Raw genomic sequence first — 21,334 nt, 5'->3', positions numbered from 1 at the left:
CCCCTACCCTCCGAACGCCGCGAAGCACTTCACGCCCTGCTTCCAGAGCCCCACCGCGAGCGCACCCATCCCCAGCACCCACGCCCACTGCCTCGCCACCAGGCCCAGCGCGGTGGGCAGGTCATGCGCGTTCGTCATCAACTCCACCGGCAGCCCCATCTGATAGCGGAACGGAAGCCAGTCGATGACGGTGCGCAGCCCATCCGGGAGGAACTCCACCGGGTACATGTAGCCGGAGCAGACGAAGAAGAGGACCATCCACACCTCCATCATCTTCTGGCTGCTGTCGAGGAAGAGGCTCAGCGCGCCAATGGCCACGTTGGCCAGGAAGGTGATGGCCCAGCCGCCCAGTACAGCCACGAGGAACAGCCCCCACTGCCACGCGTGCTGCGGCACCGCCTTGTGCGCGCCCACCAGCGCGATGCTCAGGAGCACCACGGGCAGGGCCACCACGACGCGCATGGGGAAGCCCGCCACGTTGTCGGATGCGTAGCCCCACAAGGGGGAGATGGGACGCAAGAGGCGCATCGCCAGCGTGCCCTGCTTCACCTCCCAGTTGATGAGCCACGCGGCCCACGCGCTGGTGAGCTGGCGCACCGCGAAGGTGGCCAGGAAGTAGCCCACGAAGTCGGCCTGGCCGAAGTGGCCCACCGGGGCGCTCTTGGCCACCGCCATCCACAGCACCATGTTGACCAGCGGCATGGTGGTGGACAGCACCCAGACGAACATCTCCGCCCGGTAGGCCACCGACTCCGCGAAGCTCACGCGCAGCATGGTGGGCAGGGCCCGCATCAGACCTCGGGCATTCATGCCGGCACCGACTCCGCTGTCTGCAGCCTGCGGGCCTTGTTCTCCGCGAAGAGCTCGCTCATGACCTCTTCCAGCGGCGCGTTCTCCACGGTCAAATCCGTCACCGGCAGCCCGGACAGCGCGCGGGAGATGGTGGCGTTGACCGCGTCCTGCTTCACCTGGAGCACCGCGGTGCCCGCCTCGTGCGTCACCAGCTTGCCCAGGGACTCCAGGCGCGAGGCGTCCACCACCTCCGACAGCCGCAGCACCACGCGCTTCTCCGGGCGCACGCGCTGCACCAGCGCCTCCAGACTGCCGTCGTAGGACAACAGGCCCTTGTCGATGACGATGACGCGCGGGCAGAGGGCCGCCACGTCGTCCATGTAGTGGCTGGTGAGGATGAGGGTGGCGCCGTACTTCTCGTTGTAGTCCTTGATGAACGTGCGCATGGTGGCCTGCATGGACACGTCCAGGCCGATGGTGGGCTCGTCCAGGAAGAGCACGCGGGGCCGGTGGATGAGGGCCGCGGCCAGCTCGCACTTCATCCGCTCGCCCAGGGAGAGCTGGCGCGTCGGCTTGCCGATGAGGTCGCCAATCTCCAGCAGCCCCACCAGCTCATCCAACGTCTGCTTGTATTGGAGCGTGGGCACGTCGTAGATGGCGCGGTTGAGCTCGAAGGTCTCCGCCGGAGGCAAGTCCCACAGGAGCTGCTGCTTCTGCCCCATGACGAGCATGATTTTCTTGAGGAACGCCTCCTCGCGCAGGCGCGGCACGTGCCCGTCCACTCGGACCTCACCCTCGGAGGGGTGCAGGAGGCCGGAGAGGACCTTGAGCGTCGTCGTCTTGCCGGCGCCATTGGGGCCCAGGAAGCCCACGCGCTCGCCCGGACGGATGTCGAAGGAGATGCCGTCCACCGCCTTCACGGAGGTGTAGGTGCGATGGAAGAGCGAGCGGAGGGCCGCCTTGAGGCCTGGCGGGCGCTTGTGGACTTTGTAGTGCTTGCGCAGCCCGTGGACGGAGATCATGTGCGACAAGGGTTTAACGCGGACGTCCCCGGGAGGCGACCGTGGAGTTGAGCAAGTGGCGGGGTGACAACGGGTTGACATGGGCGGCTTCCGGGAGCGGCCCCTCGGTCGAAGGCTTGGCGGGATGAGCAACGGATACAGCAAGGACCTGGAGCGGTGGATGCCGCGGCTCATCGCGGTGTGGCGCGCGTCACGCGGTAAAGGTGATGGGCCGGAGGGGCGACTGACGCCCCAGGAAGTGAAGGAAGTGGGCGCCGGCGTGCGCCAGCTCTCGATGGGTTTGACGCGGGAGCGTCAGCTCGCCGGGGCGCGTTACATGGACGACCCGAAGCTGTTGGGCGCCTACCTGCTCTTCTACTGGCCGGTCTCCTACGCGCAGGCCCGGCAGGTGCTCGGGGAGCTGCCGAACCGGCCCCGGCAGGTGCTCGACTTGGGCAGCGGCCCGGGTCCGGTGGCCTTCGCGGCGCTGGACGCGGGTGGGAAGGAAGTCACGGCGGCGGACCGCAGCAAGGCCGCGCTCAACCTGGCGCGCGCGCTGGCGACGGAGGCCGGCGAGGCGCTCGCCACCCGGGAGTGGGACCCGACGAAGAAGGCCGCCGTGCTGCCAGAGGGGCAGTACGACCTGATTACGATGGGCCACGTCATCAACGAGCTGTACGGCACGGGGGACAGCGCGACGACGCCCCGGGCGGCGCTGCTCGAGGCGGCGCTGGCGAAGGTGAAGCGCGGCGGCAGCCTGCTGGTGATGGAGCCCGCGTTGCGGGAGACGAGCCGGGGCCTCTTGCACGTGCGCGACGCGATGGTGGCGCGAGGCTACGCGGTGCGCGCGCCGTGCATGTACCGGGGTGCGTGTCCGGCGCTGGTGAAGGAGACCGACTGGTGCCACGCGGAGCGGCCCTGGCCCATGCCTCGCGTCGTGGAAGAACTGGCGCGAGCGGCGAGCCTTCACAAGGAAGCGCTGAAGATGAGCTACCTGGTGCTCGCGCCCAAGGGCGAGGAGTGGCCGGAGCCGCCGCCGGGTCGGCTGTTCCGCATCGTCTCCGAGCCGCTGGAGGGCAAGGGACGCCACCGCTACATCGGCTGCGGGCCGGAGGGCCGCGTGGGCCTGGCGATGCAGGAGCGTCACCGCAACGAGAAGAACGAGCGGTTCCTCCAGTTGCACCGGGGTGACGTCATCGCGGTGACGGAGACGGAGCCCAAGGGCGACGGTCTGGCGCTGAGCGATGTCTCCGAGGTGAGGATGGTGGCGCCCGCGGGTAGGGGCGTACCACCGCCGCCTCCGAAGGAGGACGCGCCCGCGAACCCGGGAACCAGCCCGAGCCCGGACGCGCCCTCCTGACGCGGAGGAGTCGCTGGCTCCGACACGGCCGCGACACGGTGCCTCCACGTGATGGTGAGACTCGCGGGCTCAACAGCGGCCCGCGACCTGCGCCTCCACGCTCCCCCTGAGGTGCGCGAGGTGACCCTTGATGCCGCGCATGAACCGCGAGTCGCGCGAGGCTGGCAGCGGTGCTCGATGCCTCGCGCGAATCGTGAGTCGCGCGGTGGCGCCCCGCTCAGGCGCGGGCTTGAGAGTATGCTCCGGTGAGCACGTCGCGCATGTGGCGGAAGGACTTCACGCTGTCCTTCGCCGCGCTCACCGCGCCCTGAGCCAGAACGGTGGCCTGGATGCGGACCAGCGCGAGACGACGGGGCGCGGCCTTCTCTTCGTTCTTCCGAGGGGGGTTCATCAGGGAAGCGAGATTCATGGAACGCTCCGGGGTGTGGGGAGACGCGAAGCAGCATCCACCCCTCCCGCAACCTCCACGTTGAGCCTGGGCAACATCGCCGTCACATCGTGTTCGGGGGCCACGGTGGCGTGCGGCGTGTGCCCTGCCCGACAGTCCCCACCCCAGGCAAGAGGACACGCGAACACCTCCGGACTGTGAGGTGCGTGCGGGCCAGCGCGAAGGAAGCGGTCTGCTAGCGTGAGCAACTCTCTCGCTGTCCTGGAAGGCGCATGTCCGTTCCGTCCTCGCCGTCGCGGACGCTGTATCCCTCACTGCAGCCCTACCGCATCGGCCGCTTGCGGGTCTCCATGCTCCACGAGCTGTACTTCGAGGAGTGTGGCAATCCGAAGGGCAAGCCCGTGGTCTTCGTCCACGGCGGACCAGGTGGAGGCACGGACGCCAAGCAGCGGCGGTTCTTCGACCCGGCGGCCTATCGAATCATCCTCTTCGACCAGCGGGGCTGTGGCCGGAGCACGCCGCACGCGAGCATGGAGGAGAACACCACCTGGGACCTGGTCGCGGACATGGAGCGGCTGCGCGAGCACCTGGGCATCGAGCGCTGGCAGCTCTTCGGCGGCTCCTGGGGCAGCACGCTGTCACTGGCCTACGCGCAGACGCATCCGGAGCGCGTCACGGAGCTGGTGCTGCGCGGCATCTTCCTCTTGCGCAAGCAGGAGCTGGACTGGTTCTACCAGCGCGGCGCGAGCGCCCTGTTCCCGGACGCATGGGAGCACTACCTCGCCCCCATTCCTCCAGCGGAGCGACATGACTTGCTCGGCGCGTATCACCGGCGCCTGACGAGCGCGGACGCGGCGACGCGACATGAGGCCGCGCGGGCGTGGAGCGTGTGGGAGGCGCGGACCAGCTACCTGCATCCCAACCCGGAGCTGGTGGCGCGCAACAGCGGGGATGACTTCGCCCTCGCCTTCGCGCGCATCGAGTGCCACTACTTCATGAACCGTGGGTTCCTGCGCACGGACACTCAGTTGCTCGACGACGTGCCGCGCATCCGTCATCTCCCCGCGGTCATCGTCCAGGGGCGCTACGACGTGGTGTGCCCGCTGGAGAGCGCGTGGGCGCTGCACCAGGCGTGGCCAGAGGCGGAGCTGGTCATCGTTCCGGATGCGGGGCACTCGGCGAACGAGCCGGGCACCACGTCCGCGCTGGTGGAAGCCACGGACCGGTTCCGTCCACGCTGAGCGCGCCGGGCTCGAACCTCCGTCTCATGGCTGAACCAAACCCGCCGGCGGTGAGGTGGGTACCTCGCTCTGACGCGCGCCCTTCCAGCGCGCCAGGGCCAGGATGAACAGGCCCAGCACGACGAGGCTGATGACGGAGGCCTCCAGGCCATAGCGGCCTCCGGCGAGCCATTGAGGCAGGTCGTGGAAGACAGGCGTCCACGCGCCCTTCGATTCCTCACCGCTCACGCCGAAGCCCAGCAGGGCCAGCGTCCCGTTCCAGCCCAGGTGCACGCCCACGGGAAGCGCGAGTCCGCCCGTCCGCAGGTAGCAAAGCCCCAACAGCAGACCGGCCAGGAAGGTGTTGGTCATCGCCACCGCGAGCGGCCCTCCGGCCATGTCGGGGTAGGAATGGGCCAGACAGAAGACAACCGCGAACACGAGCTGCGTCCAGGCGGGCCCCATCCCCCGGATGGCGCGCTGGAAGGCGTAGCCGTGGAACAGCGTCTCCTCGAACAGGGCCACCCAGAGCATGAGCCAGGCGGCCTTGAGGAGCACACCCACCCCGTTTTGCTCGGCTCGCACCAGATGAAATCCATCCAGCGCGAAGAGGAGGACGGCCACCACCAACACCAGCACCACGCCACTCACGAGCCCGAACCCGAAGTCGCGGCCCGTGCGCCGTGCTGGGAGAACCCCCAGGGAGGACAAGCGCTCGCCTTCGAGGCGGAGGCTCAGCCAGCTCGAGATGAGGACTCCGAAGAAGGCGCAGAGCGGCGATGGGAGGACTTGTCGCCACACCAGGGGCAGTTGGCGCTGGAGGAAGAGGAACGCCGCCGCGAAGGCCACGCTCAACGCGATGGAGCCCAGCGCCTTCCAGCCGTTGCGCCAACGCCGCTCACTGTCGATGAAGATGGTTTTCATGGGATGTCATTCCTACGTGCCACGGCGCTTTGATTGCCGCCCGCGCGCGGCGGCGATGCGTTCGTCGAAGGACTTCTTCTCGAGCGCCTGGATGGCGCGGTCGAGCACCTCGGACAGCGGTGCCGGAAGCTCCGCATCCAGATTGGCGGCGGCGCTCGCGGTGGCCTTCCAGCACGACTGGAGGCGAGGGAGCAGCGCGCGTCCCGAGGGACTGAGGCGAATCCATCGCTGGCGCCCATCCACCGGTCCCGGCTCCGCGAGCACCAGCCCCTCCTTGAGCATCAACGCCAGCGTCTGCGTCGTCGCGGGCTGGGTGAGCCCGGCAGCCTCCGCCAGTTGGCCGATGGTCAGCGGCTCGTGCTGCATCAGCGCCCGCACCAAGGGCGTGTAGCGAGGCCGATAGGCCAGGCCCTCTTCCTCATAGGCCCGGCCAACCGCGCCATCCAGAAGCTCAATCAGGTGCCGCAACTGCGTTCCAAGGCCCCGGTGCATGAGGGATATATAAGCGCTGATATAAAACGGCCACAAGTGACTGGCCGTGTCGCGCCCTCTTTCGGAGCGAAGCCGGAGTCCTTAAGGTGGGTGCGAACGACTGCCTGGGAGAACATCCATGTCCGCAGAGAAGGCCGCGCGAAGCTGGGTCGAGGAGAGCGCCCTGCGCGCCGCGGGTGCCGCCGCGATTCCCATCCCGGTGCCGGGCGCGCACACGGCGCTCACGTCCGCCATCGAGGCGTACATGATCTACCACGTGGCTGGCATCTACGGAGAGAAGCTGAGCCTGGGTGAGGCGCTCGGCCTGGTGCCCACGTTGGGTGCGGGCATCGTCGCGCGCAAGGCGGCCAGCAGCATCGTCGGAGAGACGGTGGGCTGGATTCCCGTCGCGGGCTGGTTGCTCAAGGGCGCGGCCAGTGGAGGCACGGCGTTCGCCATGGGCGTGGCGGCGGTGACGTACTTCGAGAAGAAGTATCCGGGCCGAGAGGCGATTCCGTTCGACACCATGTCCATCAAGGACTGGGTGAAGGCGGCGCTCTCCCAGCTCGGCGTCAAGAAGTAGCCGAGGCACGGGACTCGGGTCCACGACCCGCGGGCATTTCCTCGTGGATGCCTTCGGTGTTTGAAACCGCCCTCTCCTGCTGTGGAATGAGGACTCGCCAGCCGCTCATGGGCGGAGCTGGGGGTGGGCCCTGCGTGCGAACGCCGTGCTGTTGAGCCTGGTGATGCTGGTGACAGGCTGTGCCACCCAGTCGCCCGCGTCCGGCGCGGGAAGGACCCTGCGCCAGTCGCAGCGAGGCGCCTCGCTGCTGGAGCCTCCACGGGACGGTCTGGCGGACTCCATCGATCGTCAGTCCGACGCACCGGAACCAAGCCGGCGTCATCGTGAGACTGATGCGGAAGCCATCGCGGACGGACAGCTTCGAGCCGCACAGACGCGTCAAGCCGTCACGGAGGCGGCGGACGAAGTGAAGAGCTCCACGGAGAGGCTCGCCAGTGATCTCCCCAAGCTCGCCGGACACACGCTGGACCTTGGTCGAAACGCCGACCTCTTCTCCGGTTACTTCGACTACGGCTCGAACCAGCTTCCCTGGCTTCGTGGTGCACTCCGAGGAACGGCCACGCTCGTGGAGGTCTCCGACTCGGTGGACGACCCGGACATGGCGGTGGGTCTTCTCAGGATTGCAGGGCCTCGCCTGCAGGCGGCCATGGCGGGCGCCATGTTGTTGGCGTCCTGGTTCGACTTCCTCCAGCTCGCCGACGCCGTGCTTCAGCAGTGCCCTTACTACAGCGTGGAGCAGTTGCTCGTTGACATGGAGCGCGTACAGAAGCGGCTGGAGCCAGCGATGACGGCACTCTCCTCTCTGGAGCCAGGACGCGTGGAAGCCACGGCGGCTGCGATGCCCGAGTTGATGGGTCAACTGACCCAGGAGTTCCACGCCATTCGCGAGGGCGCGCGCATGGCAATGGAGAGGACTGGGCAAGTCATCGCGGCGGCACAGTTCATCGAGATGGTGGCCCTGGTTTCGACGCTGCGCGTGTCACTTCCCCGGCTGCCACCCGCTGGGCCTGTCCTGTTGGGCGCGCGAATCGTGATGAGTCCAGGTGGAGTGATGGCGGGTTCACATCTGGTCGTCTCCGCGGAGTGGGTGGAGATGATGCGACGTCTCGTACAGGCAGGAGTCATCTTCATGCCGGTCGCTAGCGCGGCGGTCCGCATCCACGCCGGACAAGTGCTGATGGCGCAGTCGCACCGGGCTTGCCGAAGGGCGTACGCGAAGCATTGGGCGACAGTCCCGAGGTGCGCGGCATGCACGCGACGGGCAAAGCCGGGTCGGGCATGTCCGAGGCACCCAAGCACCACGTCATGCCGCAAGAGCATCGCGAGTGGTTCGAGCGGCGCGGATTCAAGGGCCCCATGGACATCGACCATTTCTGTGTCCGGATGGAGAAGTCACACCATGAGGCCATTCATGGAGGCGGCAACTGGAAGCTCGGTCGCACATGGCCTCATGAGTGGAATCGGATGATCATGGAGGCACTGCGTGAAGCCGAGGTGGAAGCTGGACGCATGTTGACGCGGAATCAGGTCCTGAACATTGTCGCGGCTCGCATGAAGCGCTACGACGTCCCTGCGAAGTTCACGAAGGGGCGAAGTCGATGACCGACGGGCGTTCGTGGCAAGGGAACTGGAAGGCCCGTCTGTACGAGCGGGTCCGCGAGCGCGGTTACGACTCTCTCACCGCCTTTGCCGAGGCGCGCCCTGCCATTCCGCTGAATCAGCTTGCCGAGGAACTTGGGAAGGACGATGTCGCGGGCGTCCAGGTCATGAGCGGGCTACTCGCCGAGGCGGAGCAGCGCAAGCAGGTCACACGTTTTGTACGCGACGTGCTCGTGCGCGAGTTGTCCGAGACCTTTCCCAGTGGCTGGCCGGCCATGATGGCCGACGAGAGTCGTTTCCAGGTAGCCAAAGTGCTCGGTGGCTGGTCTGCCGACACCCCTGATACTCACAAGGAGCGGGTCAGGCAGGCGAGGGCAGCACTTCGCACCAGTCCACCGCCGCCCGGCTGGCGTCCACTCGGACCTGATGACGAGCTTCTCCGGCTGCTCCTTCCCGACGACGAAGCATGAACGCCATAGTCCACGGAGCGGGAGGACAGCGTACTCAAAGACAGCATGGCGCGAATCGACCACCATCTCGTCACTCCAGACCTGTCCGACCCGGACTGTATTTGACTCAAGACGGTGTCGGTCCTGAACTCGAATGCGCCAACGGTGACCCTTGCCAGCCCTTGCGCAACCAGATTGGATCCCCCATACGACTGAACCGAAGCCACGGGGGCCGCCATGCTGCATTCGCACATCAAGAGTCAGATTGCCGAGAAGTGCAGTGACAAGTGGCGAGGCCAGTACCAGTCCGACACCATGACGGAGCGGGTCTGGCAGAAGCTGGCCCCTGCTGCACCCAGGCTCCTCATCACATAGGACACCCGAACGCTGACGCCCTCCCATCAGGAACCGGATACAGCAACCTCCGGAGGCAACGTCCCACCCACCTCCCGCGCCACCTCGTCCCTCCGGAAGTGGACGATGATGGCGAGCCCCACGAGCGCGGTCACCGTCACCACCCCCTCCGCGGCCAGGGGCCCCCACGCCTGCCCCACCACCACCGCCACGAGATTGGCCAGGGCATGGAATCCCACGGCCAGCCAGTACCAGCGGATGCTCCCGCGCACGTAGCGCTGCAGCACCAGCACCGAAAAGGCGACGTGCATCACCATGGCGCCCACCCGCTCGTACGCGCCCAGCAGCGGCTCCCACCAACGCAGCGCCGCGAAGGTCGCCTTCGCCTTCACCACCTCCGCCACCTGCTCCGGCGTGAGCGGCAGCGTCGACGGGTCCAGGTTCGCCAGCGCCACCATGTTGACGAGCCCCAGCGCCGCCATGCCGCCCACCAGCAGCACGGACTCCAGTCCCCCGTGCCCCACGCCAAACCCCACCGCGTCTCGCCAGCGCCGCCAGGCCTTCAACGGACGCGCGAACACCCACAGCCGCGCCGTCTCCTCGAAGAGCCCCGCGGAGAGACACAGCACCACCAGCATGACGTTGCGAAAAAGCTCTGAACTCTTGAGCTCGTCACGCAGCGCGTACTGAAGCGCCTGCGTCAACGGCAACCGGGTGAGGAGCTGGGACACCGCGAACGCCAGCGCCCCCCACCCCACCACCTTCCAGCTCACCCCCAGCCGACGCCGAGCCCACAGCACCACGGCCACCGGCATCAACACCACGAACGCGATGGTGACCAGACTCGTGGCCACCACCCCCATATCCACTCCCTTGAACATCGCGCGCCTCCCCTCCCAAAGCTCGTCGCCCTCAGAGGTAAGCACGGCCCCAGCGTCCCAAAAAAGCCACCGGAGCGAATCCACTGACTCGCGACTCAGCGCGCCGTGAGCGCGCTCGCCAGCTCCTCGTACAGATGGATGGCGCTGCGGATGGACTTCTCCCAGTCTCCCACGTGCAGGCTCTCGTTCTCCGAGTGGGCATAGGTGTACGGGTCCTCCACGCCGATGAGCAGCGCGGGCACACCGCCCAGCTCCTTCGCGAACGGCTCCACGAAGGGAATCGACGCGCCGCAGCCGATGGCCACCGCCTTCGTCCCATAGCCCTTCTCCAACGCCCGGAACGCCGCTTGGAACGCCGGATGCGACGGGTCCGTGTACCACCAACCCGACGCCCCCTCCGTGTGGAAGCTCACCTCCAGCCCCCACGGACACACCTTGCTCAGGTGCTCCTTCAGCCGCCGCTCCACGTCCTGGGCCTCCAGGTCCGGGACGATGCGGATGCCCACGCGCGCCCACGCCGCGTCGCAGATGATGTTGCGCGCGTCCTTGCGCGTGCTCGCCTGGATGGCGTTGATGGCGATGCTCGGCTGTCGCCAGTTCATCTCCCACGGGTGACGCCCACCCAGCACCTGCACGCCCGGCAACAGCCCCACCTGCTCGCGGAAGTACGCCTCGTTCCCCGGCAGCGACTGGATGCTCTCGCGCTCGCCCGGCGTGAGCGGCTTCACCCGCTCCTGAAGCCCCTCAATCGCGATGGAGCCGTCCGCGTTCGTCAGCGTGGCCAGCATCCGGCACAGCCCCATCACCGGGTCCGGCACTGGCCCGCCCCACATGCCCGAGTGCACCGCCTGCTTCAGCGCGCGCACCTCCACGTCCACCGTGACGAGCCCCCGCAGCGCGGTGGTGATGGACGGCAGCCCCGTGTCGAAGTTCGCCGTGTCCGTCAGGACGATGGCGTCCGCCTTCAACAGCGCCGAGTGCTTCTGCAAGAAGGCGGACAGATGCCCGCTGCCAATCTCCTCCTCGCCCTCGATGATGACCTTCACGTTGAGCGGCAGCCGACCCGTCCCCTTCAGCCACGCGTCCACCGCCGACGTGTGCACGACGATGCCCGCCTTGTCGTCCGCCGTGCCGCGTCCGTACAGCCGGCCGTCGCGCATCCGAGGCTCGAACGGCGGGCTCTTCCACAGCGACTCGTCGCCCGCGGGCTGCACGTCGTGATGCGCGTACAACAGCAACGTCGGTGCGCCCGGCGACCTCAGGACCTCGCCGTAGACGTAGGGATGCGCGTCGTCGATTTCGAGTAGCTGGATGTTTTCAAACCCACGGTCTTTCAAGAGTCGAGAAGTCGCCTCCGCGCTCTGACGCACCCGGGCGGCGTCGAAGCCGGGAAACGAGACGCTGGGTATGCGCACGAGGGCCATGAGGTCCTCGAGGTAGGCGTTCTTCTGGGACTCGAAGTGAGAGAGAGCCTGGGCGATGGGCATGCTCACCCCTTAACCTAAAAAGGCAGGCAGGCGCTCCAGGTCCTCGCGCGGATGTCGCGCGGTCCAAGTATCATGCGAGGCCATGTCCGACACCCCGACACTGCTGCTCGTCGACGACGACAGCTTCGTGCGCCGCATCCTCAAGGACGTCATCGCCGACACGGGCATCGAGCTGCGGTTGCTCGAGGCCGCGGACGGAGAGGAAGGTCTCGCGGTGGCAGCGCGCGAGCAGCCCGCGGTGATGTTCCTGGACCTCTTCATGCCGAAGAAGAGCGGGCTGGAAGTTCTCGGCGCCATCAAGCAGGTGTCTCCCAACACGCGCGTGCTCGTCATCAGCAGCATGGATGCCGAGCCCGTCGTGGAGCAGGCCATGGCCGCGGGCGCGGTGGGGTTCGTGGGAAAGCCCTTCCATCCGCTGGAAATCGCCTCGGCCGTGCGCCAGGCGCTCGCTCACTGACTTCAGAGGTGTCTGCGTGTCGTCTCCTGCTGTCGGTTACTGGGTAGCGGACAACCTGGGCCGCGTACTGGGCCCGCTCGCACTCCAGGCCCTTCGAGAGCTCATCTCCTCCGGGCGGCTCAAGGCCGCCGTGCGCGCTTCTCGGGACGGCACCCAGTGGGTGGCCGTCCAGGAGCTGCCGGAGCTGCGCGACCTCTTCGGCACCGCGCGGCCCGCGCCCGCCGTGGAGCAACAGCAGGCCGAGCGCCTGCGCACCCAGCTCCGGGGGCTGCAGAACCTGCCGCCTCACGAGGTCTTCGGCGCCAAGCCGACCGCGAGCCTGGATGAGGTGCGGCTGGCCTTCTTCCGCATGGCCAAGCGCTTCTCGCCCGAGCACCTGTCGCCGGAGACGCACCCGGAGCTGCGCACGGTGTCGGCCGAGATTTTCGACTTCCTGTCGCGCTGCATGCGCGAGGTGGAGGTGCTCTCCGCGCAGGGCGCCTACCAGCAGGCCCGGCCGCTGCCTCCCCGGTTGGACATGGACGGGCCGCTGCCTCCCCCGCCTCCGCCGGCCGCGATGGTGCCGCCCGTGGCCGCGCGGGTTCCCGCCATCGCGCCCGTGCAGCAGCCCGTGGCCGCCGTCGCGCTCGCGCCTCAACCCGTGGCCGTCGCGCCTCCACCGCAGCCCGCGATGCCGGCCCGACCACCGCCACCGGTGATGCACGCGACATCCGCGCCCGCCGCGCCGCGCCCGCCGCCGGTGCAGCGCACGCACACGTTGCCGCCGCCCGCGCCTCCGCCGCCCGCGCCTCCGGTGCGCAAGGCCGCCGCCGCGCCCACCTATTCCAGCGCGGAGTTCGTGGGACTGGAGCGCCGCGCGGATGATCGCATCCACGCGGACGTGAAGGTGTCGATGCAGAACACCGGCATCTTCACGGACCACCGCATCATCAACCTCTCCTCCGGCGGCCTCTTCATCGCGACGGACAAGCCGCTGCGGCTGGGCACCCTGGTGGAGCTGACGCTGCGGTTCGATGACCCCTCGCGCGTGATGACGCTGCGAAGCTCCGTCATCTGGGAGAACTCGCTGGAGGACGGCAAGAATCCGCGAGGTTATGGGTTGCGGCTCAGCAGCCTCCGCAAGGAGGAGCGGGATTTCATCCAGCAGTTCGTGAGCCGCAAGCCCCCGAAGAAGCCCTGAGCGGGAGCGTCCGCCCGGGGCGGCTTGCTACATCAACTGGCCGAAGAAGACGGCCCCGGTCATCACGAACGCCGCCATCACCGCCATCACCGCCTTGAGCTCCAGGTCATCGCGGCCCATCACATTCATGAAGTTCATGGTGTCCATCCTTCGCTGTGTCCCCTCGCCCTTTCCTACGGGACACCGCGATATCGATTGCATCCCCCTCCCGGCGCCCTCGCGCCGTCAGCCAGGATGACCTCCGTGCCCGCCGACGCCTCCGCCGCTCCGCCTGCCTACTGGTTGCTCGAAGGGCTGCCCACCCCCGCGTCGGTCGTCCGGGGGGATCAGGTGGTGACCGCCAACGCGGCCATGGTGGCCCTGATGGGAATCTCCCTCGACGAGCTGAGGGCCACGCCCGTCTCGGCGCTCATCGCCCGCGTCGTGCCCGTCGAGTCAGGCTGGGTGGAGGCGCTGCACGAGGCGGTCACCCGCGACGGAAACCGTCCGGAGCGTCCGCTGTGGATGCGCATCCGGGGCGAGGACGGACGGGAGCACACGGTGACGGTGACGTATTCGCCGGGCGCCGTGCCGGACGAGACGGTGGTGCTGATGCACGACGCGGCGGGAGTGGACACCACGCGCCGGCTCACCGAGGCGCTGGCCGCCGCCGCCAAGGACATGCTGCGCGCGAGAGATGAGCACGAAGTCCTGGAGACAGCCATCGAGGCCGTCCACCGCCAGGGCTTCTATTCCGCCATCCTCCTCGTCGAGGGGAACACGTTCCGGCACGGGCCCATGCGGCAGCAGCCCGCCATCGTCGCGCTGGCCGAGCGCACCTACGGCATGCCTCTCTCGGAGGTCCGGCTCCCCCTGAGCACGCTGCCGCACCTGGCGGAGGTGCTAGCGCGGCGCAAGGCGGCCTTCCATCAGGACGCGCTCGGCGCGGCCCACCGCGTCCACACGAGCGAGGTCTTCGAGGACATCGAGCGCGCCTATCCGCCCGGCATCCGCGCCCTGGACGCCCCCATCTTCGTGGAGGGCCAGCCCTTCGGCATCCTCACCGCGCAGGGGCTGGACCTCACGCCCGCCTCCGCGGGCACGCTGGAGCTGTTCGCGCAGTTGCTCGGGGCCGCGCTCGAGAACGTGCGTCACCACCACATGGCGGCGGAGCGCCTGGGCGAGGTGACACGGCTCCAGGAGGAGCTGGTGGCGCAGGAGCGGCTGACGGTGCTCGGCGAGGCCGCGGGCGTGGTGGCGCACGAGGTGCGCAATCCGCTCGGCGCCATCCTCAACGCGGTGGCGGTGCTGCGTCGCGAGGCGCACCTGGGCCCCACGGGCCAGGCCGCGGTGGGCATGCTGGAGGAAGAGGCCATCCGGCTGGAGGACATCGTCCGCGACTTGCTGGACGTGGTGCGCCCATTGGAGCCTCGCCCGCGTCCCGTGCACCTGGGAGAGCTGGTGCGCCGCGCGCTCGGCCAGCTCCATGGTCCGCCGGACGCGCCCACGCTGCGCTTCACCGTGGACGAGGCGCCGGACACGCCCGAAATCATGGGCGACGAGACGCTGCTCCAGCTCGCGGCGACGCACCTGGTGCGCAACGCGGTGCAGGCCTCACCGCCGGGTGGGCGCGTGCGGCTGAACGTGGAGCCCGTGGAGGGCGGCGTGCGGCTGGTGGTGGAGGACGAGGGCCCGGGCATCCCCGACGTGGACCCGCGCCGCGTCTTCGAGCCCTTCTTCCTCACCCGCGCCAACGGGCGGGGCCTGGGGCTCGCCATCGTCAAGCGCGTGGTGCTCGCGCACGGCGGACAGGTGCGCGCGCGGGGCCGGGAGAAGCGGGGCGCGCGCTTCGAGGTGGTGCTCCCGCTGGAGCCTACCCGTAGGTTTCCCGCCTGATGCGCTTGTCGTCGATGTCGAGCGCGTGCAGGTGGCCAAGCACGGTCTCCATGAAGCGCGGCGTGGCCGGGGTGCGCGTCTCCAGCGCCTTGCGGCGGTCCCACGGCGTAATCGCGGGGCCGCACGCGTAGACGAGGCACGTGGCCCGGTCCGGGATGAGCTCTTCCAGCAGGGACTGATGGACGCGGCCCTTGCGCACGTTGGCGCCGAAGCGCGACTCGTCCAGCTCGCGGGTGAGCGTGTGCACCAGGCGGACGCGGTCCGGGTGCTGGCGCTCCAGCGCCTCCAGTTCGTCCCGGTAGAGCACGTCGCTCCACGTCTTGTTGGACATGAGCAGGGTGTGGCGCACCTTGAGATTCCGGTGGAGCGCGTCCTTGAGGATGCCGAAGTTGGGCACCGCGCCGGAGCCGGCCACCAGGTGGACGACATGGTCCGTGCGCTGGTCCACGTCGTCGGGCAGCACGTAGGGGCCCATGAAGCCCAGCACCTTGAGGCGCGCGCCGGTGAGCCGACCGTGGACGAGGAACGGGGACAACAGCGGCGGGTAGCGGGTGAGGCCGGGGATGAACTCCTCGTCCTTCACGGTGATGGCCACGTGGGGCTCGTGGGGGGCGGAGGCCAGCGAATACGAGCGCTGGGGCTCCTTTCGCCCCTTTTGTTCCTGCAGGTAGGCGGACAGGCGCCCGAGCGCGTGGAACTGGTGCGGGTCGATGTTGATGAACTGGCCGGCCTTGTAATCCGGCCGGGTCTCCCCGAAGTCGAGGAAGAGCGTCGCCGTATCGTGCGTGTCCATCCGCACGTGGGCGACGGTGACCTCGTACTCCACGGGCTTCCTGCTGCGCGAGGGGGTGGCTTCGACGGCGCTCATGGCTTCCTCCCTTAGCGCAAACCCGGGGTGCTCGCCGATGGGTTCTCGTGGGCCCGGGGGGTCATCGGTTCGTGACGCGCCGGGCGAGGCCCCGCCCCGGAGTCGGTCCGGAGCGTTGGCTGCACGACGGGACGGCTTGCGGGCAGGTGTGGTGCTCTGCGTCAGCACTGACCTGAAGTCGTCACGGGACTACATCTTCTGGTGGCCAGTGGTGGCGCTGAAGCCCTGGCGGTGTTGGTCGGACGCCAGGGCTCCGGCCAGTCCATGCTCTCGGGCGTCCCCGAGGTGGAGGCGACCGAAGCGTGCTCCGCATTCTCTTTTCCCTGATGGCCCGGCTACCGGAGAGTGTCCGGCGCCACGTGGTGCGAACCCTGATGGACGGCGTGTGGGATGCGCTGGCGGACGAAGTCGTGGAGGGACGGAGCAACATCCCCGACGTGCCCTGCCTCTACATCTGCAACCACCTGTCCAACGCGGACGGCTTCACGCTGTTCCGCGCGTTCCGTCCCCGGAAGCTGCATTTCCTGGCGGGCGTGAAGCTCCAGAGCACGGTGATGACGCGGCTGGCCTCGGAGGTGATGGACACCATCGCCATCAAGCCCAACTCGCCGGACATCGAGGCGGTGCGCCGGGCGGTGGAGACGCTCAAGGGCGGCAACTCGGTGCTCATCTTCCCGGAAGGGGCGCGCAGCCGGAATGGCGCGTTGCAACAGGCGAAGAAGGGCGTGTCGCTCATCGCCAAGCGCGCGGGCGCGCCGGTGGTGCCGATAGCGCTGATGGGGACGGAGAAGCTGATGCCCATCAACGACTCGGACATGGGCGGCGAGCGGCTGTATCACGCCCACGTCCGTGTGCGGGTGGGCCCCGCGTTCCGCATGGAGGACCTGGAGCCCGAAGTCGTCGGCGCGGAGGACCCCAGGCAGGCGCTGGTGGACGCGATGATGCGCCGGGTGGCCAGGCTCCTGCCTCCCGAGTACCGGGGCGTCTACGCGGATGACGCGCCCCGGGTGCCCCGGCCGCTGGAGTCCGCGGCTCCCGCCGCGGCGCCGCCGTGATTCCGCAATGAGGCGTTGCGGTCGCCACGGGAGCACTGACAATAGGGGTCCCCCGTGACGACCGCCCGCGCCCCTGAACATGTCTATGTCTCCACTCTCCCCGGACTGGAGACCGCGCTGGAAGCGGAGTGCTCCGCGCTGGGCTGGAAGCCCTTCCTCGTCGAAGGCGGTGTGGAGCTCGAAGGGCCCCCGGGGCTGCACCAGGAGGCCAACCTGCGCTTGCGCACGGCGAGCCGGGTGTTGCTGCGGCTGGGCACCTTCCACGCGAGTGACGAGGGGGCGTTGATACGCGGCCTGCGCGGGTTGGACCTGTCACGTACGTGGGACCGGAGCGCGCCGCCCCGGCTCTCGGTGACGCTGCACCGCGCGGGAGTCCCGAGCCAGGGCATCGTGTTCTCCGCGGCGGCGAAGGCCTGGGGACTGGCCGACGTGAGCCGCGCGGGGCCGCTCGATGACGAAGGCGGGCCGGGGCTCACGTTGCTGGTCCGCGTGGAGGGCAATGACTTCACCGTGAGCGCGGACACCAGCGGGGAGCCGCTGCATCGCCGGGGTTATCGCCAGGAGGTGAGCCGCGCGCCCCTTCGGGAGACGCTCGCGGCGGGCCTCTTGATGCTGGCCGGGTATGACGGCACAGAGCCGCTGGTGGACCCGATGTGCGGCTCGGGGACCTTCCTGGTGGAGGGCGCGTGGATGTCCATGCGCCGCGCGCCGGGCCTGCTGCATGGCTTCGCGTTCGAGTCCTTCCCGGGCTTCGACACGAGCGCGTGGGCCGCTCGCAAGGCGCGCGCGGAGGCGGAGTCGCTGCCGGCACCGCGAGCGGCCGTGTATGGCTTTGACATCAACGCGGGTTCGCTGGGCACGGCTCGACGGAATGCACGGCGCGCGGGCATGACGCTCGCGCTGGAGCGCAAGGACTTGCGCACGTTGACGGCGCCCTCGGGTGGGCCTGGGCTGTTGGTCGCGAATCCGCCTTACGGCAAGCGGCTGGGCGAAGGCGAGGACCTGCCCGGCCTCTATCGCGCGCTCGGCAACACGGTTCGCAAGGGCTTCGCGGGCTGGCGCGCTGCATTGATAGTTCCGGATGACTCCGCGCTGGTGAAGGCACTGGAGTTGCCGGGCGCGCGCAGTCTGCCCGTGCGTAACGGCGGGCTGCGCTGCCGGCTGCTGCTGACCTCTTGAGCCGTGCTCGGTGAGGGGCGCGGGTGGGCCCGGATTCGCGGTTTCGCTCCGCGTATGCTCCAGTGGTCGTCCCTGTCAGGTCCACCCCGGCCTCCCCCACCCCACCATGACGACTGGTAGCGATTCGACGCCTCAAGACCTTGGAATGAAGCGCGCGGTCTCCCGCTGGGAACTGGTGGGCTTCTCCATCAACGACGTCATCGGCAGCGGGGTGTATCTCCTGCCCGCCGCGGCCGCGGCCAACCTCGGCTCCGCGAGCACGGGTGCCGTGGTGCTCGCGGGACTGGCCGTGCTGCTGCTCGTGCTGTGTTTCGCGGAGGCCGCCAGCTACTTCGACAAGCCCGGCAGCGCGTACCTCTACACGCGCGAGGCCTTCGGTGAGTTGGTCGGCTTCCAGGTGGGTTGGATGACGTGGCTGGCCCGCGTCTCGTCGGTGGCCTCGCTGTCCGTGGGATTCTCTCGCGCGCTCGGCTACCTGTGGCCCGGCGCCAACGAGGGCCTTGGCCAGGCCTTGGCCATCGCGCTTCCGTTGCTCGCACTCACCGCCATCAACGTCGTTGGTGTGAAGGGTGGTGCGCGCACCGCTGTGTTCCTGGCCATCACCAAGACGGTGCCGCTGCTCATCTTCATCGGCGTGGGCATCTTCTTCGTGTCCACTCCGCTGGCCACCTCGGTGGTCGCGAAGAATGAAGGCAACCTGGGCGCCGCCGTGTTGCTGCTGCTGTTCGCCTACGCGGGCTTCGAGAACACCGCCGCCCCGGCGGGTGAGTTCAAGAACCCGCGCCGGGACGTGCCCTTCGCGCTCATCGTCCAGATTGGCGTCGTCACGCTCATCTACACGGCGGTGCAGTGGGTCGCCCTGGGCACGCTGCCGGGTGTCGTGGACGCGAAGACACCACTCGCGGATGCCGCCGCGCGCTTCCTCGGCGGTTGGGGCGGACTCCTGATGACGGTGGGCGGGGTCCTGTCCATCCTCGGCACCAACAGCAACACGGTGCTCGCGGGGCCGCGTTACCTCTACGCGCTGGCGCAGGACGGCTTTGGCCCGGCGGCGCTCGCCACGCTGCACCCGCGCTACCGCACGCCGATGTTCGCCATCGTGCTGCAGACCGCCATCGCCCTGCCGCTCGCCTTCTCCGGCTCGTTCGAAGTGCTCGCCACGCTCTCCGTTGTGGCTCGACTGGCGACGTACTTCGGAACGGCGGTGGCGGTGCCCGTGCTGAGGCGCAAGCTCCAGCAGCCTGCCAATGCGTTCCGCATCCCCGGGGGACCGGTGATTCCCATCGCCGCCGCCTCGCTGTGTGTCGTGTTCGCACTGAGCGCCGAGCGAAAGAACCTCATCGCCGGGGCCATCGCGCTCGCCGTCGGCTTCGTGCTGTATCGCTTCCAGCGCAAGCCGGACGGCAAGGCCGCGCTCGAGTAACCCAGGGCGTGCCTGGCTCCCGGGCCCGTTCGCCGGGGGCCCGGGTTTCATGCTAGCGGTGAGCGCGTGGACGCGCGTGTCACCCTCTTCGAGCCCCGGACGAGTCCTCCCGAGGAGGGAGGCAGCTTTCCCAGTCCCTTCGACGAGTTGGAGCCTTCGACGCTGGCTCGACAGGCGGCGGAGGTGCTTCAAGCGGAGCTGCGCTCGGGGCACCTCGCTCCGGACGTACCCACGTCCCTGCTGGAGAATCCCGAGGGCGGGAAGATGTTCGGCGTGCTCGTGGTGCGCCTGCCGGATGGACGCATCGGGTTCCTGCGGGCCTTCTCGGGGATGCTCGCCGGACGCTGGGATGTGGAGGGCTTCGTTCCACCCCTGTTCGACCGCGAGGCGCGCGCGCACCTGGAGCCCACGGGCGAGGTGACGGTGAAGGCGCTGCTGGCTCGGTATGAGGCACTGAGTACAGCGCCCGAATTCCTCGAACTACGTACCGCGCAGGCGGCCCAGTCGGCCCGGCACACGGCGGAGCTTTCGGCACTGCGTGAGCGACACGAGGCCAAGCGCAAGCAACGTCATGCGCGCCGGGATGAACTCACCCGGAATCAGCCAGCGCATTCTGGGGAAGGCGTCAGCACGGAGCAACGCGCCGCGCTCCACGCGCTCGACCAGGAGAGCCGAGGAGACAAGGCCGAGCGCAGAAGGCTGGAGGCCACCCATGCGGAAGAGCGACAGCGAATCGAGCCAAAGCTCGCACGGCTGGAGCGACGACTGCGTGCCGTGGAGCGCCTGCGCCACATGGTGAGCCGTGCGCTCATGCGGCGCATCCACGACACCTACGCCATCACCAGTGCGCGTGGTGAGCGTCGCCTTCTGCGAACTCTGTACGAGCGCGGCCAACCTCCCTCCGGCGCCGCGGACTGCGCCGCGCCCAAGTTGCTCGCGTATGCGTATGCCCATGGGCTGCGCCCCCTCGCGCTCGCGGAGTTCTGGTGGGGCTCGGCGCCTCCGGCGGGAGGACGTGTCTCCGGCGCGTACTACGCCGCGTGTCGCGACAAGTGCGGCCCGCTGCTCCCCTTCATGTTGGAGGGACTCCAGGTCGCGCCTCCTCGAATCTTCTCACCGCCCCCCTCGGCCCCTGGGGCGCTGACGGTGCTGTTCGAAGACCCGTGGCTCGTCGTCATCAACAAGCCCCATGGGCTGCTGTCCGTGCCGGGACGCGAGGAGTCGCTCACGGACTCCGTGCTCACGCGACTGAAGGCCCGACATCCCCAGGCCACGGGCCCGCTCCTGGTGCACCGGCTGGACCTGGACACGTCGGGGCTGCTCGTCGCGGCGCTCGACTCACGCACGCATGCGTCGCTGCAGAGTCAGTTCGTGCACCGTGAAGTGCGGAAGCGTTACGTGGCGTGGGTGGACGGACACGTGCGGGAGGACCAGGGCCGCATCGACTTCCCGATGCGCGTCGACCTGAACGACAGGCCTCGACAGATTCACGACCCGGTCCACGGCAAGTCCGCCGTGACGGAGTGGCGCGTCCTCGAACGGCGTGAAGGACGGACCCGCGTGGCCTTCTTCCCGCTCACGGGGAGGACACATCAACTCCGGGTCCATGCCTCGCATCCACTCGGGCTCGGAGCGCCCATCGTCGGAGACCGGCTCTACGGCCGCGACGGCGAACGCCTCATGCTCCACGCGGAGTCGCTCACCTTCCAGCATCCAAGGACAGGAGAGAGCATCACCTTCGACTGCCCAGCACCCTTCTGACTCTCCAGTCGCGTGGCTCGTGCGCAA

20 protein-coding genes and 1 pseudogene are annotated in these 21,334 nt (G+C 68.7%); 13 read left to right on the top strand and 8 right to left on the bottom strand.

Annotated elements, in window-relative coordinates:
* Positions 1–3 precede the first annotated feature (3 nt).
* A complete protein-coding gene (locus G4D83_RS39595; protein WP_163870115.1) occupies positions 4–810 on the bottom strand; it encodes an ABC transporter permease in 807 nt (268 codons plus the stop codon).
* A pseudogene (locus tag G4D83_RS39590) lies at positions 807–1,706 on the bottom strand (ABC transporter ATP-binding protein); the annotation flags it as partial. The pseudogene G4D83_RS39590 and the gene G4D83_RS39595, both read right to left, overlap by 4 nt.
* A 232-nt stretch (positions 1,707–1,938) precedes the next feature.
* Here G4D83_RS39590 and G4D83_RS39585 point away from each other — a divergent pair.
* Positions 1,939–3,153, top strand: a complete 1,215-nt coding sequence (locus G4D83_RS39585) for a small ribosomal subunit Rsm22 family protein (protein ID WP_163870114.1) — start codon at positions 1,939–1,941, stop codon at positions 3,151–3,153.
* Between the two features lie 217 nt (positions 3,154–3,370).
* Here G4D83_RS39585 and G4D83_RS39580 read toward each other — a convergent pair whose 3' ends face one another.
* On the bottom strand, positions 3,371–3,562 hold the full coding sequence (locus G4D83_RS39580; RefSeq protein ID WP_163870113.1) for a hypothetical protein: 192 nt from the start codon (positions 3,560–3,562) through the stop codon (positions 3,371–3,373).
* Positions 3,563–3,813: 251 nt separating this feature from the next.
* Between G4D83_RS39580 and pip the strand changes: the two genes are divergently transcribed.
* Positions 3,814–4,782: a prolyl aminopeptidase gene (gene pip, locus G4D83_RS39575; protein WP_163870112.1), complete on the top strand. Its 969-nt coding sequence runs from the start codon at positions 3,814–3,816 to the stop codon at positions 4,780–4,782.
* A 24-nt stretch (positions 4,783–4,806) separates the two neighbouring features.
* Here pip and G4D83_RS39570 read toward each other — a convergent pair whose 3' ends face one another.
* Both G4D83_RS39570 and G4D83_RS39565 read right to left on the bottom strand, forming a co-directional pair.
* Complete coding sequence (locus G4D83_RS39570; RefSeq protein WP_163870111.1) at positions 4,807–5,685, bottom strand: CPBP family intramembrane glutamic endopeptidase; 879 nt, start codon at positions 5,683–5,685, stop codon at positions 4,807–4,809.
* Positions 5,686–5,697: 12 nt separating this feature from the next.
* On the bottom strand, positions 5,698–6,177 hold the full coding sequence (locus G4D83_RS39565; protein WP_163870110.1) for a MarR family winged helix-turn-helix transcriptional regulator: 480 nt from the start codon (positions 6,175–6,177) through the stop codon (positions 5,698–5,700).
* Between the two features lie 118 nt (positions 6,178–6,295).
* On the opposite strand from G4D83_RS39565, the gene G4D83_RS39560 reads away from it, so the two are divergent.
* From G4D83_RS39560 to G4D83_RS39545, 4 genes are all read left to right on the top strand, one after another.
* Positions 6,296–6,739, top strand: coding sequence for a DUF697 domain-containing protein (locus G4D83_RS39560; protein ID WP_163870109.1), 444 nt, complete (start codon positions 6,296–6,298; stop codon positions 6,737–6,739).
* Positions 6,740–7,987: 1,248 nt separating this feature from the next.
* Complete coding sequence (locus G4D83_RS47135) at positions 7,988–8,341, top strand: DUF2380 domain-containing protein (RefSeq protein ID WP_338041969.1); 354 nt, start codon at positions 7,988–7,990, stop codon at positions 8,339–8,341.
* On the top strand, positions 8,338–8,808 hold the full coding sequence (locus G4D83_RS39550; protein WP_163870108.1) for an NUDIX hydrolase: 471 nt from the start codon (positions 8,338–8,340) through the stop codon (positions 8,806–8,808). Before G4D83_RS47135 ends, G4D83_RS39550 begins: the two co-directional genes overlap by 4 nt.
* Positions 8,809–9,024: 216 nt before the next feature.
* Positions 9,025–9,162, top strand: a complete 138-nt coding sequence (locus G4D83_RS39545) for a hypothetical protein (RefSeq protein WP_163870107.1) — start codon at positions 9,025–9,027, stop codon at positions 9,160–9,162.
* Between the two features lie 26 nt (positions 9,163–9,188).
* Here the strand turns inward: G4D83_RS39545 and G4D83_RS39540 are convergent, their stop codons facing one another.
* Both G4D83_RS39540 and G4D83_RS39535 read right to left on the bottom strand, forming a co-directional pair.
* Entirely contained in the window at positions 9,189–10,022 is an 834-nt protein-coding gene (locus G4D83_RS39540) for a YhfC family intramembrane metalloprotease (RefSeq protein WP_163870106.1), read from the bottom strand.
* A 95-nt stretch (positions 10,023–10,117) separates the two neighbouring features.
* On the bottom strand, positions 10,118–11,509 hold the full coding sequence (locus G4D83_RS39535; protein ID WP_163870105.1) for a M20/M25/M40 family metallo-hydrolase: 1,392 nt from the start codon (positions 11,507–11,509) through the stop codon (positions 10,118–10,120).
* An 82-nt stretch (positions 11,510–11,591) separates the two neighbouring features.
* Between G4D83_RS39535 and G4D83_RS39530 the strand changes: the two genes are divergently transcribed.
* The 3 genes from G4D83_RS39530 to G4D83_RS39520 all read left to right on the top strand — a co-directional run bounded on the left by G4D83_RS39530 (position 11,592) and on the right by G4D83_RS39520 (position 15,021).
* On the top strand, positions 11,592–11,966 hold the full coding sequence (locus G4D83_RS39530) for a response regulator (RefSeq protein WP_141645963.1): 375 nt from the start codon (positions 11,592–11,594) through the stop codon (positions 11,964–11,966).
* A 16-nt stretch (positions 11,967–11,982) separates the two neighbouring features.
* On the top strand, positions 11,983–13,146 hold the full coding sequence (locus G4D83_RS39525) for a TIGR02266 family protein (protein WP_163870104.1): 1,164 nt from the start codon (positions 11,983–11,985) through the stop codon (positions 13,144–13,146).
* A 234-nt stretch (positions 13,147–13,380) separates the two neighbouring features.
* Positions 13,381–15,021 (top strand): sensor histidine kinase, encoded by a 1,641-nt coding sequence (locus G4D83_RS39520; RefSeq protein ID WP_163870103.1) that lies wholly within the window; start codon positions 13,381–13,383, stop codon positions 15,019–15,021.
* On the opposite strand, the gene G4D83_RS39515 is transcribed toward G4D83_RS39520, so the two are convergent.
* The gene (locus tag G4D83_RS39515) at positions 14,999–15,889 is read right to left on the bottom strand and encodes a ferredoxin reductase domain-containing protein (protein WP_163870102.1); all 891 of its coding nucleotides are present in this window, start codon (positions 15,887–15,889) and stop codon (positions 14,999–15,001) included. The two genes, G4D83_RS39520 and G4D83_RS39515, sit on opposite strands and share 23 nt — an antisense overlap.
* Before the next feature lie 302 nt (positions 15,890–16,191).
* Here G4D83_RS39515 and G4D83_RS39510 point away from each other — a divergent pair, with 302 nt between their 5' ends.
* The 4 genes from G4D83_RS39510 to G4D83_RS39495 all read left to right on the top strand — a co-directional run bounded on the left by G4D83_RS39510 (position 16,192) and on the right by G4D83_RS39495 (position 21,307).
* Positions 16,192–16,944 (top strand): lysophospholipid acyltransferase family protein, encoded by a 753-nt coding sequence (locus G4D83_RS39510; RefSeq protein ID WP_163870101.1) that lies wholly within the window; start codon positions 16,192–16,194, stop codon positions 16,942–16,944.
* Between the two features lie 54 nt (positions 16,945–16,998).
* Entirely contained in the window at positions 16,999–18,123 is a 1,125-nt protein-coding gene (locus G4D83_RS39505) for a THUMP domain-containing class I SAM-dependent RNA methyltransferase (RefSeq protein ID WP_163870100.1), read from the top strand.
* A 145-nt stretch (positions 18,124–18,268) separates the two neighbouring features.
* Complete coding sequence (locus G4D83_RS39500) at positions 18,269–19,546, top strand: APC family permease (protein ID WP_205522832.1); 1,278 nt, start codon at positions 18,269–18,271, stop codon at positions 19,544–19,546.
* A gap of 66 nt (positions 19,547–19,612) precedes the next feature.
* Positions 19,613–21,307: an RluA family pseudouridine synthase gene (locus G4D83_RS39495; protein ID WP_163870098.1), complete on the top strand. Its 1,695-nt coding sequence runs from the start codon at positions 19,613–19,615 to the stop codon at positions 21,305–21,307.
* Positions 21,308–21,334: the final 27 nt, after the last annotated feature.

This window comes from Myxococcus eversor (genome assembly GCF_010894455.1).
Taxonomy (GTDB): Bacteria; Myxococcota; Myxococcia; order Myxococcales; family Myxococcaceae; genus Myxococcus; species Myxococcus eversor.
This window is presented reverse-complemented; position numbering and strand designations above follow the sequence as displayed.